Raw genomic sequence first — 18,049 nt, forward strand, 5'->3', positions numbered from 1 at the left:
CAACCGGTGCCATACAGTTCTACCCAGCAGACCGGAAGAGGAGGATGCCGCCGATGCTCAAAGGCGCGTTCGAGAAGACGGTGGTCGAACTGCTCGACACCGGGTCCCGCCTGCAGGCCCCCGCGGTCGCCAAATACGTGGACCGAATCCGCCGCTCCCATCCGGAGGAAAGCCCAGCGCAGATCATCGACCGGCTGGAGAAGCAGTACCTGCTCGCGGTGACCGGCAGCGGTAGCGCGGTGGGCGCGACCGCCGCCTTGCCCGGCGTCGGCACCGTGGCGGCCATCGCGGCGGTGAGCGCGGAGACCACCTTCTTCATGGAGGCCTCCGCGGTGTTCACCCTGGCGGTGGCCTCGGTGCACGGCATCACCCCGGAGGACCAGGAGCAGCGCAGGGCGCTGGTGCTGGCGGTCGTGCTGGGCGAGAGCGGCATGCAGATCGTGCAGAAGAGCGTCGGCAGCTCCGCGAAGAACTGGGGCACGGCCTTCGCCAACCGCATCCCCGGACTGTCCAGCATGAACGACTCGCTGCTGAAGCGGTTCATCGTCCGGTTCATCACCAAGCGCGCCGCGCTGATGGCGGGCAAGGTGCTGCCCGCGGGCATCGGCGCCGTGATCGGCGGCGCGGGCAACCGGGCGCTGGGCAAGGCCACGATCACCAACGCGCGCAAGGCATTCGGGCCCCCGCCCGCCACCTGGCCCGGGCACCTGGTCATCGACGCCGATCCGCTCACCGCGATCGACCCGGCGAAGCCGCACCCGCCGGGCACGCCACGATGAGCGGGACGCGGCCGATCGCCTTCGCGGTCCGTGGCCTGACCAAGCGGTACGAGCTGGCGACCGCGCTGACGGACGTCAGTTTCACCATCCCCTCGGGCGCCATCGCCGCGCTGGTGGGTCCGCGCGGCGCGGGCAAGACCACGATCCTGCGAGTGCTGCTCGGACTGGTCGCCCCCACCGCCGGAACCGCGTCCGTCGGCGGGCCCGGTTCCCGGCGGGACGGCGCGGGCTCCGCGGCTGTGATCGGCGGCGTTCTCGCGCCACGCGGCCTGCATCCGGCTCACACCGCACGGGATCATCTCTGGATCTACGCCGCCGCGGCGCCCGTCGCCGACAGCCGGGTGACCGAGGTGCTCGAACTGGTGGGCCTGGGCGAACACGCCTCGGCGAAGATCGGCGTTCTCTCGATCGGGCAGCAGACCAGGCTGGCCCTGGCCACCGCGTTACTCGGCGATCCCCCGCTGCTGGTGCTCGACGAGCCGATGGAGGGGCTGGACGCCGCCGACCGCGGCTGGCTGCAGGACTTCCTGCGCGGGCATACCCGTCGCGGCGGCAGCGTCCTGCTGACCAGCGAGAGTCTCGGCGCGGTACTGCCCGCCGCGGACCAGCTGGTCGTGCTGAACGAAGGCGCGGTGGTGTACCAAGGCACGCCGGCGCGGTTGCGGCGCGGGCATCCGGACCGGCTGGTCGTCGCCGCGTCCACCCCGATCGCGTTGGCCACCATGCTCGCGGCCCGAGGATTCACCGACGCGGTGATCCGTCCGGACGGTCGCCTCGCCGTCGCCGAGGCGACCGAAGCGCAGATCAGGACGGCGGCCACCGCGGCGCAGGTGCGGATCGATAGCATCGTGCCCGACCCGATCCATCCCGACCGCGTGCTGGCGTCGCTGACCAAACCCACCGCCGCGCCCGCGCCGCACTATCCGGGCCTCGCCGCGCCCGGCGCCCAGCCACCCTCGCCGATGCCCTACGGAATCCCACGATGATCGCCATCCTGCCCGCGGACCTGGTGCCGAACGTCAACTCCGAGGTGCGCAAAGTCGTCGCGATGCCGCGCGGCCGGACGCTCGCCGCCGCGCTGCTCGCCGTGGCGCTGTTCGCGAGCCTCGGGTCGGCGAGTCTGGCCGGGCCGCCGGATCCGCGCGGCCAGCCGGCCACGGGCGCTGCGACTATCGGGCTCTACGTCGGCCTGGCGCTGGTCGTGCTGGCGGCCGCCGTCTTCGGCGCGGTGGCGACCGGGGCGGAGTACCGGTATCACAGCATCGCCGTGACCACACTGTTCAGCGGCGACCGCGACCGGCTCGCGGCCGCGAAATTCCTGGTCATCGGGTGCTGCGCGCTGGCGGCGGCGGTCGCCGTGGAACTGGTTTCGGTAGCCGCGCTGTTCGCTGCCGGGCATGGCGATTTCGCCGTCACCGGGGAGTTCTTCGCGGTGCTCGGCGGCGGTCTGCTCGCCGCGGTCTGCTGGTCGCTGATCGGCGCGAGCGCGGGCATCCTGCTGCGGTCCTCGACCAGGGCGGTGGCGTTGCTGCTCGGCTGGATCGTGCTGGCCGAACCGCTGATCTGGCTGGTCGCGCGGGGTCTCGGCATCCCGGGCGTGGTCACCGTGCTGCCCCTCTCCGCCACCGTCGGCACGGTGGCGGTCGGCTCCTATCCCGACAGCGATGTGCTCGCTCCGGCCCCGGCCGCTGTCGTGGTCCTGCTGCTGTGGACCATCGGTCTGGGCGCCGCGAGCTGGTGGCACCTGCGCACCCGCGACCTGTGATGAAGAGCCGATAGGGAACAACGGCTTGTCGGTCGGTGTCGGTACCGTCGATGACGAACGCGGTACGACAAAGGGGGCGAGCGCACGACGTGGACGGGGGAAGTAGACCGGGCTGGATACGCAGGCTGTGGGCCGAATGCCTACCGCACCGCGCGGTGCTGGCCGGGCTCGCGGCGGCGGTACTCGGCGGGGCGATCGTCGAAACCGCGGGACCGCTGCTGACCAAACGGGCCGTCGACGCGGCGGGGATCGGTGACACGGCGGCGATCACCGCCGTCGCCTGGCTGATCGTCGTCTTGGCCGTCAGCCGGTCCGCGGCCGGATTCGGGCGGCGTTTGCTGGCCGGGCGGCTGTCGCTGGACGTGCAGCACGCGCTGCGGGTGCACCTGCTCGGCGCATTGCAGCGGCTCGACGGCGTCGGACAGGACACCCTGCGCACCGGGCAGGTGGTGTCCCGATCGATCACCGATCTCCAGTTGGTCCAAGGTCTGCTCGCGATGGTCCCCCTGTCCGGCATGGCGCTGCTGGAATTCGGGCTCGCCGCCGCGGTCATGATCTGGCTGTCCCCGCCGCTGGCCGCAGTAGCGCTGCTGGTGGTGCCCGCGATCGGCCTGGTGGTCTACCGGATGCGGCCGCGCCTGCACGCGGCGACCTGGTCGGCGCAGCAGCGCGCCGCCGATCTCGCTCAGCACGTCGAGGAGACGGTCACCGGCGTGCGGGTGGTCAAGGGCTTCGGTCAAGAAGCGCGGATGGTGGATCTGCTGGAGCGGCACGGTCGCAAGCTGTTCGCGGAGCGGATGCGCGCCGCGCGGATCGACGCCGGGTTCGCGCCGACGGTCGCGTCGATTCCGCAGGTGGGGATGGTCGCGGTGATCGCGCTCGGCGGCCTGCTCGCGCTGCACGGCAGCATCGGCATCGGCACCTTCGTGGCGTTCGCCGCCTATGTCGCCGTGATGACCGGCACCGCGCGGATCCTCTCCTCGGTGATCGTCATGGCCCAGCTGACCAGGGCGGCGGCCGAGCGGGTCTTCCAAGTGATCGACACCGCGCCGGTCATCGCCGACCCCGTGCGGCCCGTGGAGCTGCCGGACGGACCGCTCGGCATCGAGATCGATGCCCTGACGTTCGGTTTCGATCCCGACCGTCCGGTGCTACGCGAACTGGACCTGCGCGTGCGGCCCGGCGAGACGGTGGCGGTCATCGGCCCGGCGGGTTCGGGCAAGTCCACACTCGCCCTGCTGCTCCCCCGGTTCTACGCGCCGGACGCGGGCAGCATCCGGCTGTGCACCGACGCCCCAGCGCACGCGGGCGCGAGCGACGCGTTCGCGCGCGGAAGTTCCCCCGCCCCGACCAGGTCCGCCGAAACCACCGGCGTCGACATCGCCGACGTGCGCGCCGCCGACCTGCGGGCCGCGATCGGCGTCGTCTTCGACGATCCGTTCCTGTTCTCCGACACCATCGCGGCCAATATCGCGCTGGGGCGGCCGGAGGCCACCGACGAGGAGATCAGGCAGGCCGCCGTCCAGGCCGCGGCCGACGAGTTCATCACCGAACTGCCCGACGGCTACGACACGGTGGTCGGCGAGCGCGGCCTCACCCTCTCCGGCGGCCAGCGCCAGCGGATCGCGCTGGCCAGGACGCTGTTGGCCCGCCCGCGGATCCTGGTGCTCGACGACGCCACCTCCGCTGTGGACGCGGTGACCGAGGCCGCCATCTTCGATGCGCTGCCCGACCGTGGCGGCCGGACGACGCTGATCCTCGCGCATCGGGAATCCACGCTGGCCCACGCCGACCGTGTCATCCGGCTGCCCGCACCGGCCGGGCACGTCGCGCCGCCCGAGCCGCACGTGGACGCGACCCCCGCCGCCGACGGGCGAGCGCTCGGCAGGTCCGCCGGTCGCCGCTTCGGCAGCGCGGCGGCCGATATCAGCGAGACACCCGAGCTGCGCCGCACTATCGAACTCCTGCCACCCGCCACCGAGCAGCCGGGCCTGGACGCGCAGCGGCTGCGCGAGCCGGATCCGCGTTTCCGGCTCGCCCGCCTGCTGCGCCCCGTCCGCCGGCTGGTGCTGACCGTGATGGCGCTGCTCGCCGCGGACGCGGCCATCGCGATCGCCTTCCCGCCGCTGGTGCGCTACGCCATCGACGGCGGCGTGCTCGGCGGAGATGCGGCAGCGCTGGTGCGCGCGACGCTGCTCGGCGCGGTCCTGGCCGCGGCGGGCTGGGCGGTCGGCGCGGCCACCACGCTGCTCACCGCGCGCACCGGGGAACGGGTGCTGTTCGCCCTGCGCGTCCGCAGCTTCGCGCACTTGCAACGGCTCGGCCTGGACTACTACGAACGCGAACTGTCCGGGCGGATCATGACGCGGATGACCACCGACGTCGACGCGCTGTCGACCTTCCTGCAGACCGGGGTCGCCACCACCCTCGTCGGTCTGCTGACGCTGGTCGGCATCACGGTCGCGTTGCTGGTCATCGACATTTCCCTGGCGCTCGTCGTGCTGGCGACGGTCCCCGCCCTGCTGATCGCGACGGTGCTGTTCCGGCGGGTCTCCTCCACCGCCTACACCGTGTCGCGCGAGCACGTGTCCGTGGTCAACGCCGACTTCCAGGAGAACGTCACCGGCTTGCGGGCGGTGCAGGCCAACCGGCACGAGCCGCGCGCCGCCCGTCGCTTCGCCGAATACTCGCAGCGCTACCGCAACAGCCGGTTGCGCGCCCAGCGGGCGATCGCCCTGTACTTCGCGTTCGTCGTGGGATGGGCCGACGTGGCGTTGGCGGTGGTGGTGTTCTTCGGTGCGCGCGGCGTCGCCTCCGGCGCGACCAGCGCGGGAACCTTGATCGCGTTCGTGCTGTATCTGGAGCTGCTGTTCGTACCGATCCTGCAGCTGTCCCAGGTCTTCGACAGCTACCAGCAGGCCAGGGTCGGCCTGCGCCGGATCGGTGACCTGCTGCGCACGCCCTCCTCGATCGCCGCCGATCCGGCCGACCCGGTGCCCATCGGACCGGGGCTGCGCGGCGAGGTGGCGTTCGACGAGGTTCGCTTCCACTACGCGGGCAGTCCCGTTCCGGCGCTGGACGGCGTCTCGCTGCACATCCCGGCGGGCTCCACCCTCGCCCTGGTCGGGCCGACCGGCGCGGGCAAGTCCACCGTGGTCAAGCTGCTGGCCCGGCTGTACGACTTGCCGCCGGATCCGGGCGGTCGCACGCAGCGAGCGCCCGCCGCCGCGGCGAAGAACGGAGCCTCGGTGGTCGCGCAGGTCCCCGGCGCGATCCGGGTGGACGGCGCCGACGTGCGCGACTACCGGCTCGCCGACTACCGTGCCCGGCTGGGCATCGTGCCCCAGGAAGCTCACCTGTTCACCGGGGACGTGGCGAGCAACATTGCATTCGGGAAACCATTCGCGACTCCGGAGGAGATCGCCGCGGCGGCCGCGGCGGTGGGTGCGACGGAGATGATCGCCGCGCTCCCGCTCGGGATGAACCATCCGGTCGGCGAGCGCGGCCGCGGCCTGTCGGCCGGGCAGCGGCAACTGATCGCGCTCGCCCGCGCCGAACTGGTCGCTCCGGACTTGCTGCTGCTCGACGAGGCCACCGCGACCCTCGACCCGGACACGGAGGCGTCGGTGCTGGCAGCGAGCCGATCGCTGAGCCGGGACCGCACCACGGTGATCGTCGCGCACCGGCTCGGCACGGCCGCTCGCGCCGACCGGATCGCCGTGGTCGACCACGGGCGGATCGTGGAATTCGGCCCGCACGCCGAGCTGCTCGCGGCGGGCGGACCGTATGCCCGGCTATGGGCAGTGGCAGCGGCGTCGGAGGGAATATTCTCGGGTGACGACGGGTCGTCACCAATAGGGTCGGGGGTGTCGGGTGGTCAGTGAATCCGCCGATTTGCTGCTGGGCCTATCCTCAGATAGGGCGCATCGGCGCGCAATCCGCTGATCCCCGTGCCGGGCACGTCACAAACGTCGCAGCGCGAAGAACGAAATGAGGCGAACACCTGCTGTGAGCAGCTCAACTTCCCAGTTCGGACAGAACCAGTGGTTAGTCGACGAGATGTATCAGAAATTCAAACAGGATCCATCCTCGGTCGACGAGAGCTGGCACGAGTTCCTGGCCGACTACACGCCTGACACGAGCGGCGACACCGGCAACAGCCAGCCCGCGCCCGCGCAGGCCGCCGCTACCGCACCGGCTCCAGCGGCTGCCAAGCCCGCCGACGCCAAGCGCAACGACGCCACTCCCGCGGCCCCGAAAGCGCCCGCCCCGGCCGCCAAGCCCGCGCAGGCCGCCGCCAAGCCCGCCCCGGCCGCCGCCAAGTCGGCCGCGGTGACCACCCGCGCTCCCCAGACCACCCCGGCGCCTACGTCGAACGCCGCGCCGACCTCCGGCCCGAAGCAGGCCGACACCGCCGCCGACGAGTCCAAGGTGCTGCGCGGCGCCGCCGCCGCGGTGGCGAAGAACATGTCCGCCTCGCTGACCATCCCCACCGCGACCAGCGTGCGCGCCATCCCGGCCAAGCTGATGATCGACAACCGCTTGGTCATCAACAACCACCTCGCCCGCACCCGGGGCGGCAAGATCTCCTTCACCCACCTGCTCGGCTACGCCATCGTGCAGGCGGTCAAGGCGTTCCCGAACATGAACCGGCACTACGCCGAGATCGACGGCAAGCCGAACGCGGTCACCCCCGCGCACACCAACCTCGGCCTGGCCATCGACCTGCCCGGCAAGGACGGCAGCCGGTCGCTGGTCGTCGCGGCTATCAAGGGCTGCGAGGCGATGACCTTCGGGCAGTTCCACACCGCTTACGAGGACATCGTCCGCCGCGCCCGCGACGGCAAGCTCACCGCCGAGGACTTCTCCGGCGTCACCATCTCGCTGACCAACCCGGGCACCATCGGCACCGTGCACTCGGTGCCGCGCCTGATGAACGGTCAGGGCGCGATCATCGGCGCAGGCGCGATGGAGTACCCCGCCGAGTTCCAGGGCATGAGCGACGAGCGCATCGCCGATCTGGGCATCGGCAAGCTGATGACGCTCACCTCCACCTATGACCACCGCATCATCCAGGGCGCGGAGTCGGGCGACTTCCTGCGCACCATCCACCAACTGCTGATCGCCGACGAGTTCTACGACGAGATCTTCCACGGTCTCGGCGTGCCGTACGAGCCGGTCCGCTGGCGCAAGGACGTCCGCGAGCGCGGCGTCGACAAGAGCGCGCGCGTGCTGGAGATGATCGCGGCCTACCGCAACCGCGGCCACCTGATGGCGGACACCGATCCGCTGCGCCTGGTCAAGGACAAGTTCCGCAGCCACCCGGACCTGGACGTCACCCAGCACGGACTGACGCTGTGGGACCTGGACCGCACGTTCAACGTCGCGGGGTTCCACGGCCAGGAGCGGATGAAGCTGCGCGACGTGCTGTCGGTCCTGCGCGACGCCTACTGCCGCCACGTCGGCGTGGAGTACACCCACATCCTGGACGTGGAGCAGCTGCGCTGGATCCAGGATCGCGTCGAGCAGAAGCACGCGAAGCCGACGGTCGCGCAGCAGAAGTACATCCTGAACCGGCTCAACGCGGCCGAGGCGTTCGAGACCTTCCTGCAGACCAAGTACGTCGGGCAGAAGCGATTCTCGCTGGAGGGCGCCGAGGCCGTCATCCCGATGATGGACGCCGTCATCGACCAGTGCGCCGAGCACAGCCTCGACGAGGTCATCATCGGCATGCCGCACCGCGGCCGGCTCAACGTACTGGCCAACATCGTGGGCAAGCCCTACTCGAAGATCTTCACCGAGTTCGAGGGCAACATGAACCCGGCCGCCACGCACGGCTCCGGCGACGTGAAGTACCACCTCGGCGCGCAGGGTACCTACCTGCAGATGTTCGGCGACAACGAGATCGAGGTCTCGCTCACCGCCAACCCCTCGCACCTGGAGGCGGTGGACCCGGTCCTCGAGGGACTGGCGCGCGCCAAGCAGGACCTGCTGGACAAGGGCGACGGCCCGGAGGGCTTCTCCGTCGTGCCGCTCATGCTGCACGGCGACGCCGCGTTCGCCGGTCAGGGCGTGGTCGCCGAGACCCTGAACCTGGGCGGCCTGCGCGGCTACCGGGTCGGCGGCACGATCCACATCGTGGTGAACAACCAGATCGGCTTCACCACCGCTCCGGAGAACAGCCGCTCCACCGAGTACTCCACCGACATCGCGAAGTTCATCGGCGCGCCGATATTCCATGTCAACGGCGACGACCCGGAGGCGTGCGACTGGGTGGCGCGTCTGGCGGTCGACTTCCGGCAGAAGTTCCGCAAGGACGTCGTCATCGACATGATCTGCTACCGCCGCCGCGGCCACAACGAGGGCGACGACCCGTCGATGACCCAGCCGTACATGTACGACGTCATCGACACCAAGCGCTCGGTCCGCAAGGCGTACACCGAGAGCCTGATCGGCCGTGGCGACATCTCGCTGAAAGAGGCCGAGGACGCGCTGCGCGACTACCAGGGCCAGCTGGAGCGGGTGTTCAACGAGGTCCGCGAGCTGGAGAAATACTCGCCGGGGCCGAGTGAGTCGGTCGAAGGCGACCAGCCGGTGCCCGCGTCCGTCGTGACGGCTGTGGACAAGTCCATCCTGCAGCGCATCGGCGACGCGTTCCTCAACGTGCCCGACGGCTTCAACGTGCACCCGCGCGTCAAGCCGGTGCTGGAGAAGCGCCGTGAGATGGCCTACGAGGGCAAGGTCGACTGGGCCTTCGCCGAGTTGCTCGCGTTCGGCACGCTGATCGACGAGGGCCGCGCGGTGCGCCTGACCGGTCAGGACTCCCGCCGCGGCACCTTCACCCAGCGGCATGCGGTGATCATCGACCGCAAGACCGCCGAGGAGTACACCCCGCTGCACAACATCGGCAGCGAGAACCCCGGCTGGTTCGCCGTGCACGACTCGGCGCTGAGCGAATTCGCCGCCGTCGGCTTCGAATACGGCTACTCCCTGGGCAACCCCAACGCTCTGGTGTTGTGGGAGGCGCAGTTCGGCGACTTCGTCAACGGCGCGCAGTCGATCATCGACGAGTTCATCTCCTCCGGTGAGGCCAAGTGGGGCCAGCTCTCCGACGTCGTGCTGCTGCTGCCGCACGGCCACGAGGGCCAGGGCCCGGACCACACCTCAGGCCGCATCGAGCGCTTCCTCCAGCTGTGCGCGGAGGGCTCGATGACCGTCGCGGTGCCGTCCACCCCGGCCAACTACTTCCACCTGCTGCGCCGCCACGCGCTCGACGGCATCCGCCGTCCGTTGATCGTCTTCACCCCGAAGTCGATGCTGCGCAACAAGGCCGTGGTCTCGGATCTGAAGGACTTCACCGAGAGCAAGTTCCGCTCCGTCTTCGACGAACCGGCCTACGAGCAGGGCGTCGGCGACCGCGGCAAGGTCAAGCGCATCCTGCTGACCAGCGGCAAGCTCTACTACGAGCTGGCCGCCGAAAAGGCCAAACAGAAGCGCGAAGATATCGCCATCGTGCGGATCGAGCAGCTCTACCCGCTGCCCACCCGCCGCCTCAACGAGGCCCTGGAGGGCTACCCCAACGCCACCGACCTGGCGTGGGTACAGGAGGAACCGGCCAACCAGGGCGCCTGGCCCTTCTTCGGCCTCAACCTCCCCGAAACCCTCCCCGCCCGCTTCGCCAACACCAAGCTGCGCCGCATCTCCCGCCGAGCCATGTCGGCCCCGTCCTCGGGTTCCAGCAAGGTCCACGCGGTGGAACAGGCGGAGATCATCGCGGAGTCGTTCGAACCGACCGCGTAGTCACCTGACCCCGAAACCGGGCCGAATCGCCTTCGTACACGGAGCGATTCGGCCCGGTTCGCGTTTCAGGACGGCGCGAGCGCTTTCATCAGAGCAGCAGCAGTAGCCTCGTCGATGCACGTCGGTTTACCACCGTTGTCGGAGTGGAATGCACCGCCTTTGGTGTTTCCGGTGAAGTAGCACATCGGAAAGGCCGGTTTGCCTTCCGGGAAGGTCAGCGGCGGAGCGAGGCCGCCGAGGGTCTCGTCGCGCAGTGCGCGCAGCCCTTTGACCACATCCGCGCTCGTCGAAGACGGCGAGAGGCCGGCAGCTTTGGCCGCTGCCAGGAAGAGCTGCCCGCCTGCCCAAGGCCACAGCAGCGGTGAGCTGAAGTCCGTGCTATCCCGAAGACCGGGAATGTACTCGGCGAGAGCGTCATTGAAATCCTTGATGGCCGGAATGGATTCGTCGGTGTACAGCGCGTTGGAGCCTGCGAAGATGCTGCCCTCGAAGTTCGGGTCCGTGGCCCACGCCTTCTGCAGGCTCACGCCGGTAGGAGCCTGAATCGGTTTGTAACCTTGCTGAGCACAGGATGCCGCGATACGCGAAATCGCCTCGACCGAAACGCCGGGGAATACGGCGTCGACACCCTTCTCCTTGAATGCCAGGCAGGGCGCGATGTAGTTCGGCGCCGCAATCGCGACTTTCTCCGAAGCGAATCCCAGACCGGCCTGTTCGGCCATCGGCTTCACCATCTGCGGTAGCTGCTCGCAGACCGGGATCTCGGCGCAATAGTAGACGCCGAGTTTCTTCGCGCCCGCCTTCTTGGCCTGGGCGACTTCGCCCAGCATCAGCACCGGCAGCGTAGTTCCGGAGGTGAAGAAGTTCGGATCGGTGATGAACGGGGCATCGACCGGCTGTCCGCCGATCACCGGAATGCCCTTGCTGCCGACGTAGCTCTGCCAACTCGAACTGACCAGGCTGGTTTGGCCGACGATGGCGACCACCTTGTCCTCTTCGACCAGTTTTTTCGCCACCGCCAGCGCCGTCGTCGGATTCTGCTGGTCGTCGTAGGTGATGAGCTTGACCGGGTGCCCAGTGATTCCGCCACGATCGTTGACCCATGACGCCCACGCCTGCAGCACATCGCTGCTGCGCCCCACCGATCCGGCGGCAGGGCCGCTGCAGCTGCAAATAGATCCGATGACGATCGGATCGCCTTTGAGCCCGCCGTCGGACACCTTCACCGGGCCAACGGTTTTGGACCCGTCAATCGTCGAGTCGGCCGAACACGATGTGAGCGCGAGCGCTGCCGCCACTATCGGCGCCACGCACCACAGAAACCTTCTCTTCCTCATTACTGCACTCCTGGATACCGAGTATTCGCTACGCCCATGGCCCGGCCGCGGTTCCGGATGGGTGTCCCGCCGGCGATGCCGGCAAGTCTGTGTGTCCCCCGTCGACGCCGAGGTAGGTCCGCAGCACGGCATCTCGGCCAATCCCCGCGGCGGGTCCGGCGAACGCGACGGTGCCGCGGCTGAGCAACACCACGTGATCGGCCATCCTGAGCGCGTGATCGACGTACTGCTCGACCAGCACAATCGCCGCACCCGTGGTGCGCAATTCGCCAAGGGCCGCGAAGATCTCGTCCACAACCAGCGGAGCCAGGCCCATCGAGACCTCGTCGAGCAGGACAACCGCCGGATCGGCCAGCCAGGCGCGCCCCAGTGCCAGCATCTGTTGCTGCCCGCCGGACAGCGAACCTGCCCGTTGATCCAGCTTCGCTCGCAGTGCGGGGAAGACATCGAGCACGTCATCGGTGCCGGCTCGGCGCCACGGCGGTGTCAGCAGGCGAAGGTTCTCCCGGACCGTCAAGTCCGCGAATACACCTCGACCCTCAGGGATCAGGCACAAACCCGCACGGGCGCGGCGTGCCGGGCGAGCGTGGGTCAGATCTGCTCCGCCGATCGTCACGGTTCCCGATCGCGCCCGCAGTAGCCCGGAGGCCACCCTGAGCAGCGTCGACTTGCCGGCGCCGTTCGGTCCGAGCAATGCCACGACCGAGCGAGGTGGAACAGCTAGATCGACGTCGTGGAGCACCATCGTCGAGCCGTAGCCCGCGGCGATCGAGCGCAATTCGAGTGCGAACTCGGTGCCGGTGCTGTGTCCCTTTTCGCACGACCCAGGGCCCTGAGCTTCGGCCCCCTTGCTCTGGGCGGTCATGCTACGGGTTCCTTCAGCCGGTTCTCATCCGTGATCGGTACGCCGAGATAGGCGTGCTGCACCACCTCCGAAGCCCGGACCCGCGCGGGCGAGCCCCGGAATATCAGGCGGCCGAAGTCGAGTACGAAGATCTCCTCGCAGATCTCGAGCACCAGGGACATGTCGTGCTCTACCAGGACGATTCCGACCCCGCGTTCGGCGACGACATGCCGGAGAATCTGCCCGAAGCGCGCGGTCTCCGCGCGATCGAGACCCGCGCTCGGCTCGTCGAGCAACAGGATCCGGTACGGCCCGGCAAGACATCGCGCGAGTTCGACCAGTCTTCGCTGTCCGGTGGAGAGTGCGCCGACGCGAGAATCCGCGATGGATTCGATTCCGCACAACGCCATAGCGGAAGTCGCGGCGGCGCGCACCCTCCCGGCATGTCCGTGGGCCGCGAACAGTTGGGCCAGCGGATTCGCCCCGGCGAGTGGGCCTTCGGCTCCCATCGCGACGTTTTCGGCCACGGTAAGGGAATCGAACAGCTCCGTCCGCTGAAAAGTTCGCCCGATGCCGAGCCGCGCCCGGCGGGACGTCGAGACGCGACTGATCACCCGGTCCTGCAGTCGCACCTCGCCTGCGTTGGCCTGGACGAGACCGGTGCAGGCATCGAACGTCGTCGTCTTGCCCGCACCGTTCGGGCCGATCAGTCCGGTGATCCGCCCGGTACGCGCCTCGAACGAGATGCCATCGACGGCCACCACGCCGCCGAAACGGACTGAAAGATCCCGCACCTCCAGCAGCGCCGAGGGGTGCCTCGTGGGTGGCTCCACCGCGACAACCGCCGGCGACCGCTTGCGGCGAAACGCGCTGTCCAGCCGGGATCGGATCGGTCCGGGAACCTTCAGGCGGCTCGCGGTGGCGGCACGGAGCACCACCAGGATGCCGAACAGGACCTGCAGCCACAGCGACATACCCGCGACGGGGACATAGGACGGCACCAGGATGAGCGCGGCTGCGGCCAGCAGCGAATACCACGGCTCCCGGCCCACCATGATGACAATGACGGCGAAATAGGTGACCGACAGTAGCGACGGGTAGTTGGTCGCCGAGGCAGTGGTCTGGGCCATTCCTGCGAGTGCGCCGCCCAACGCCGCGAGGAACGCCGACACGCAGAAGACGAGAACGCGGGTGACCTCGATGGAGACACCGTTGGTCCGCAGCGCGGTCGGCGATTCGGCCAGACCCCGGAGCAATCGTCCGAGCCTGCTCTTGTCCAACGCCACCACTATCAGCGTGCCGACCGTGGCCAGTACCAACACGAGCCGGTAGAAGGACGGGTCGGAGTCCAGTCCGAATACGCTGGGGCGCGGCATCGGCAGGCCGAGACCGCTGGTGCCGAACATATAGGGCCGGCTGTAGAACATCATCTGGAGCACGACGCCGAATCCGAAGGTCGCCAGCGCCAGATACAGGCCGCTGAGCCGAATGGCCGGAATCGACAGAACCGCACCGATCGGCACGACCACCAGACCACAGGCGAGGAGAGCGAGTGGCCACGGCCACCGCCAATCGACCGCGAAGTGCGAGAACGCGCAGGCGCCGATCGCGGTGAAAGCCACATGACACAGCGACACTTGACCGGACGTGCGAACCAGCAGGCCGAGCGAGAGAAAGACGAGCGTCATCGCCAGCGCTACCGTCCAATCCGTCAGGTGAATGCCCGCGAACGACGGAACCAGCGCCAGCACGACCACCACCACGACCCCACCAGCGGATTGCAACGCCGGCGGAGCAGTCCAGCCGGATCGGATACGCCGGGTCACCCGATCCCGGTCCAGCAGGAAGCGACGCGGCATGACGAGCAGCACGAGGAACAACGCCAGGAACGGCAATGCGGCGGGAACTCCCGCGGCCAACCCGGTGGTGAAGTAGCGGGTAGCCAGGGCGGCGAACACCCCGATGAGCAGTCCACCGCCGAAGCTCCATGGCAGGCTCGTGAACCGGCCGATGGCCGCCGCTCCGAACGCCTGGACGACCAGCAACGTCAGCTGCATAGGATCGAGCGGAATCAACGGCGCGAACAGCACCCCGGACAACGACGCCAGACCGGTGCCGACGCACCAGGCCCATCGCCGAGTGCGCACCGGGCTGGTCCCAGCCAGATCCAGCAACGGCGCGTTACCGACGACCGCGCGCATCGCGACACCACGCCGGGTCAAGCGCAGCGCGGCCGAGAGCGCGCCGGTCGCCAGTACCGCGACCCCGAACGTGGTGACATCCGACCACTGCACCTGCACACCGAAGGCGGCGAATCCACCCTGCGGCAGGAAGGCCGGAACGATGCGCGTCGTCGTCTGCCCGTAATACAAAGTCACGCCCGCCTGGACCAACAGCAGAATGCCGATGGTCGCGGCGATCCGCAGTTCCACTGTCGCCTGGTCGACCACGCGGGCCAGCAATTCCAGCGCCAAACCCATGGCCGGACCGAGACCGAGAACACAGATGGCCATGGCGAGCTGCCACGAAAACCCATTGATGACATGCAAGGTGTAAAACCCGTACGCCGACACCGTAGCCATGGCGCCGTGGGCGAAATTGAACACTCCGACGTCTTGTAAGTGAGCACCAAACCCACCGCGGCCAGCCCATAAACCGAGCCGGATACGATTCCCGCGATCACGAACGGCAAGAGATCTGCCACGATGTACTCCACTTTTCGCTGGTCACCGACACTGCCAGACCATGCGGAGGCGTCGGCGCAGTTTTACCCGACCGGGTCGGCTGCCGATCGAGCGACCACCCCGCACGAAAAGGGGTGTCAGCGCTCTTTGGTATAAATGGCTCTATCGATGAGCAACTGGACGATCGACTTGTTCATGCCGTCTCCGGGGTTCGATGAACAGATCCACGCATTGGGTTGAACGCGTGCCAGTCAGTGTTGATCGTTGCTCCACGCCACGCCAGGCAATCCCCTAGCTTCTGCCTCGCAACCGAATTCGATGGCACCAAAACGTAAGCCGGCAGGCGAGGTCGACGGGTTCAGCCGCCGAACTCAGCTATCTGCCGAGCACCCAACTGCGTGCCGTATCTTCCGCCGCGCCATGCCAGCCCCCTCGGGTCCAGCAATGTTCACGCGGTGGACGTCATCGCCGAAGCGTTCCAGCCGACTGCGTCGTCCCTGACTCGAAATCGGACCGGAGCGCTCTCCTGCAGGATGATCCGACCAGGTTTCACGTTTCCTGAGACCGGCTCCACACGGGAAAGTCGGCGGTGGATACCCTCGAGACTCCCCCGGGACCCTTCGGCGTATGAGCGATGGGGGAATCCGGGACCGGGTCCGAGCTTGTCGGAGGCGTCCCGGTCCGCATTGGGTTCCGCTGCGAGCGATGCGAATTCGCTGCTCACCGGTTCCTGGACCGGCGATCCGGCAGCCGAATTCGGCGAAGGATGGACTGGAGTCCGTGACGACGGCGTCCAGATCAGGACCGGCGACGCTCCATGACCGTCTGCTGGCCAAATACAATGTCACACCCGATCCGGACGGTACGGTCATATTCCCTACCGATCCGGACAGCGCGCTCGGGAAGGCTTTGGCAGCCGCCGGGTTCGAGCCCAGACGAGTTACCGCCAGTGAGGCGCGGATGCTGTCCGAACTGGACTTGCATGGTGTCCTGGCGTTCGCCATGATCGAGCAGGCCGCGTCGGAGGAGGGAACGACGATCTTCGAGGACAAGCCGCGTGCGGGCGGTGTGGGCGACGGTCACGCCGACGCATTCCGGCACGCCTACTGGAACACTCTGCTGTTCCCAGAGAATTCGGCCAAGACTGGGCAAACGCGTACACGACTGCGCACGAGCGCATCGACGGTCCGACTTCACACGCGAGCGCGGAGGCGATGGACCTGCACAACAACGAGGTGGGCCGTCGAATCCAAGCCGAGCATCCGAATGCGTCGCCCACCGAACTGAAGGAGCTTGTGAAGAAGGCGGTAGAAAACGGTCAATTGGTTGTCGTCGGACCCGACGGTCAACTGAAGTACAGCAACCAGGTGCCATTCGGCGACACGGGGATTACCGACAAAGAGCCCCCGGCGCGAGGTGGTCACGACCCGGAGGTGACGCGTGGTGAACCCAAGAACGGAACCTACTACTAAGGGAAAGTGGCTTCGCAGGGTGCTGTGGGGCGTTCTTCTCGTCGCTGTGCCGGTGTTGGCGGTGGTCGGACTTCTGGCATATGTGGGCGGCGGCCCGTTCGAACCACACCTGAGTGAGGACAAGACGCTGTCCGCACGGTTGAACGACCTGTGGCGGAAGGGCGGCTTCGCGCCACTGCGCGACCTTGCCGGCGGAAGCTGGGACCGCGTCTACGTGTACCAGCAGGAGTACCTCGGCCGGGAACAGGTGGAGCGAGAAGTCGGTGCACCAGTGGAGATGGAGCACACCTTCTCCAAGAGTGGCGCGTCAGTGCTGGTTCTCGTGCGAGGGAACGGCGTTGAGCATGCGAGTTGGGTTGATGTGCCACTGATTCCAGGGCTCTACACCGCAGACGTCGAGCTTCGGGCGCCTGGCTACCCGCGCTACCTCGAATTCGTGGAGCCTCGACCGACAGGTCCGCACCTTGTCGAGGACACCGATCTGGAGGCGCAGAAGGACGAACTCTTCCGCACGCACGGCTCGGCTCTGCTCCGTGATCTCACCGGCGGCGATTGGGACCGGGTCTACGTCGTGACCGCCGACACCCGCGCGAAAGTCGAGGCGTTCGTCGGCGCTCCGGTCGAGATGGAACCCATCTTCACCGAGCGTGGCAGCATTCTCGTGTTCACAAAAGACGGTGCGGTCCAACGAGCCGCGTACATCCGTGGATATCTCCCTCCTGACGGCGTTTACAGTCCTGCCGTACGTCTCGATGCAAACGTTGCCCCTCTGGAGGTACGACTCGTCGACCCCACTCCCCCTGCGGCAACAACGGCACCGCGGTAGCTCGACGGCCGCGGCGTTCGCAGACGATTGATCGATGGCAGTCGGCTTCGGTCGCGGCGCAATGAGGTCGAAGCGGTCGCTGGCCAGCGCTCACGCCGCCCACGGCATCAGACAGCGAGGTCGTCGAACTTGCCGTTTACATCCCTCCGGCCAAGCGGCGAACTCGACTCGGGTGAACCACAGTGCTTCGACTTATGGTGCGTTGGTGTTGCGAACCAGTCCCCTTGGAACCCAGCGACCTCGATGCAAGTCTTCCGGCGGGCAGCGCTGAATTACATCCAGACTCAGTAATCTTCAGCCCTACTCCGAGCTCCAGCGCAGCACCTCAACCCTGCTCAGCACGAGCGCTGACTCCATTGCTCGGCCAGCCGCAATATGTACTGGCGCGAATCTCTCGAGGACAGCGCTGTCCGGCACGCGTGGTCGAACATAGCGGAAAAGGAAGCAACTTAGACCACGTCTCATGTGGTGCGTTTCGTCAGCTTCTTGAAGCAGGTCAGCGCCGCGGCGAGGGTGAGGAACGCGAGGAAGTGTGTGGCTTT

The 18,049-nt window shown here is 68.1% G+C and carries 10 protein-coding genes; 7 read left to right on the forward strand and 3 right to left on the reverse strand.

Annotated elements, in window-relative coordinates; genetic code table 11:
* Window positions 1-53 precede the first annotated feature (53 nt).
* The 5 genes from ACWEKR_RS28860 to ACWEKR_RS28880 all read left to right on the forward strand — a co-directional run bounded on the left by ACWEKR_RS28860 (window position 54) and on the right by ACWEKR_RS28880 (window position 10,344).
* A complete protein-coding gene (locus tag ACWEKR_RS28860; protein ID WP_452357117.1) occupies window positions 54-779 on the forward strand; it encodes a hypothetical protein in 726 nt (241 codons plus the stop codon).
* A complete protein-coding gene (locus tag ACWEKR_RS28865) occupies window positions 776-1,765 on the forward strand; it encodes an ABC transporter ATP-binding protein (RefSeq protein WP_452357118.1) in 990 nt (329 codons plus the stop codon). The genes ACWEKR_RS28860 and ACWEKR_RS28865 overlap by 4 nt, the downstream gene beginning before the upstream one ends.
* Window positions 1,762-2,544: an ABC transporter permease gene (locus ACWEKR_RS28870; protein ID WP_452357119.1), complete on the forward strand. Its 783-nt coding sequence runs from the start codon at window positions 1,762-1,764 to the stop codon at window positions 2,542-2,544. The genes ACWEKR_RS28865 and ACWEKR_RS28870 overlap by 4 nt, the downstream gene beginning before the upstream one ends.
* Before the next feature lie 50 nt (window positions 2,545-2,594).
* Complete coding sequence (locus tag ACWEKR_RS28875; protein ID WP_452357120.1) at window positions 2,595-6,428, forward strand: ABC transporter ATP-binding protein; 3,834 nt, start codon at window positions 2,595-2,597, stop codon at window positions 6,426-6,428.
* A 175-nt stretch (window positions 6,429-6,603) separates the two neighbouring features.
* The gene (locus ACWEKR_RS28880) at window positions 6,604-10,344 is read left to right on the forward strand and encodes a multifunctional oxoglutarate decarboxylase/oxoglutarate dehydrogenase thiamine pyrophosphate-binding subunit/dihydrolipoyllysine-residue succinyltransferase subunit (RefSeq protein ID WP_452357121.1); all 3,741 of its coding nucleotides are present in this window, start codon (window positions 6,604-6,606) and stop codon (window positions 10,342-10,344) included.
* Between the two features lie 65 nt (window positions 10,345-10,409).
* On the opposite strand, the gene ACWEKR_RS28885 is transcribed toward ACWEKR_RS28880, so the two are convergent.
* From ACWEKR_RS28885 to ACWEKR_RS28895, 3 genes are all read right to left on the reverse strand, one after another.
* Window positions 10,410-11,570 carry an ABC transporter substrate-binding protein gene (locus ACWEKR_RS28885; protein WP_452357122.1) on the reverse strand — a complete coding sequence of 387 codons (1,161 nt, stop codon included), beginning with the start codon at window positions 11,568-11,570 and terminating at the stop codon, window positions 10,410-10,412.
* 139 nt (window positions 11,571-11,709) lie between these two features.
* Window positions 11,710-12,546 (reverse strand): ABC transporter ATP-binding protein, encoded by an 837-nt coding sequence (locus ACWEKR_RS28890; protein WP_452357123.1) that lies wholly within the window; start codon window positions 12,544-12,546, stop codon window positions 11,710-11,712.
* Entirely contained in the window at window positions 12,543-15,131 is a 2,589-nt protein-coding gene (locus ACWEKR_RS28895) for an ABC transporter permease subunit (protein WP_452357124.1), read from the reverse strand. The genes ACWEKR_RS28890 and ACWEKR_RS28895 overlap by 4 nt, the downstream gene beginning before the upstream one ends.
* A 1,184-nt stretch (window positions 15,132-16,315) precedes the next feature.
* Between ACWEKR_RS28895 and ACWEKR_RS28900 the strand changes: the two genes are divergently transcribed.
* Together ACWEKR_RS28900 and ACWEKR_RS28905 are read left to right on the forward strand one after the other, a co-directional pair.
* Window positions 16,316-16,681 (forward strand): DUF6973 domain-containing protein, encoded by a 366-nt coding sequence (locus ACWEKR_RS28900; protein WP_452357130.1) that lies wholly within the window; start codon window positions 16,316-16,318, stop codon window positions 16,679-16,681.
* A gap of 46 nt (window positions 16,682-16,727) precedes the next feature.
* Window positions 16,728-17,507 carry a hypothetical protein gene (locus ACWEKR_RS28905; RefSeq protein WP_452357125.1) on the forward strand — a complete coding sequence of 260 codons (780 nt, stop codon included), beginning with the start codon at window positions 16,728-16,730 and terminating at the stop codon, window positions 17,505-17,507.
* Window positions 17,508-18,049 lie beyond the last annotated feature (542 nt).

The organism is Nocardia sp. NPDC004573 (assembly GCF_053602135.1).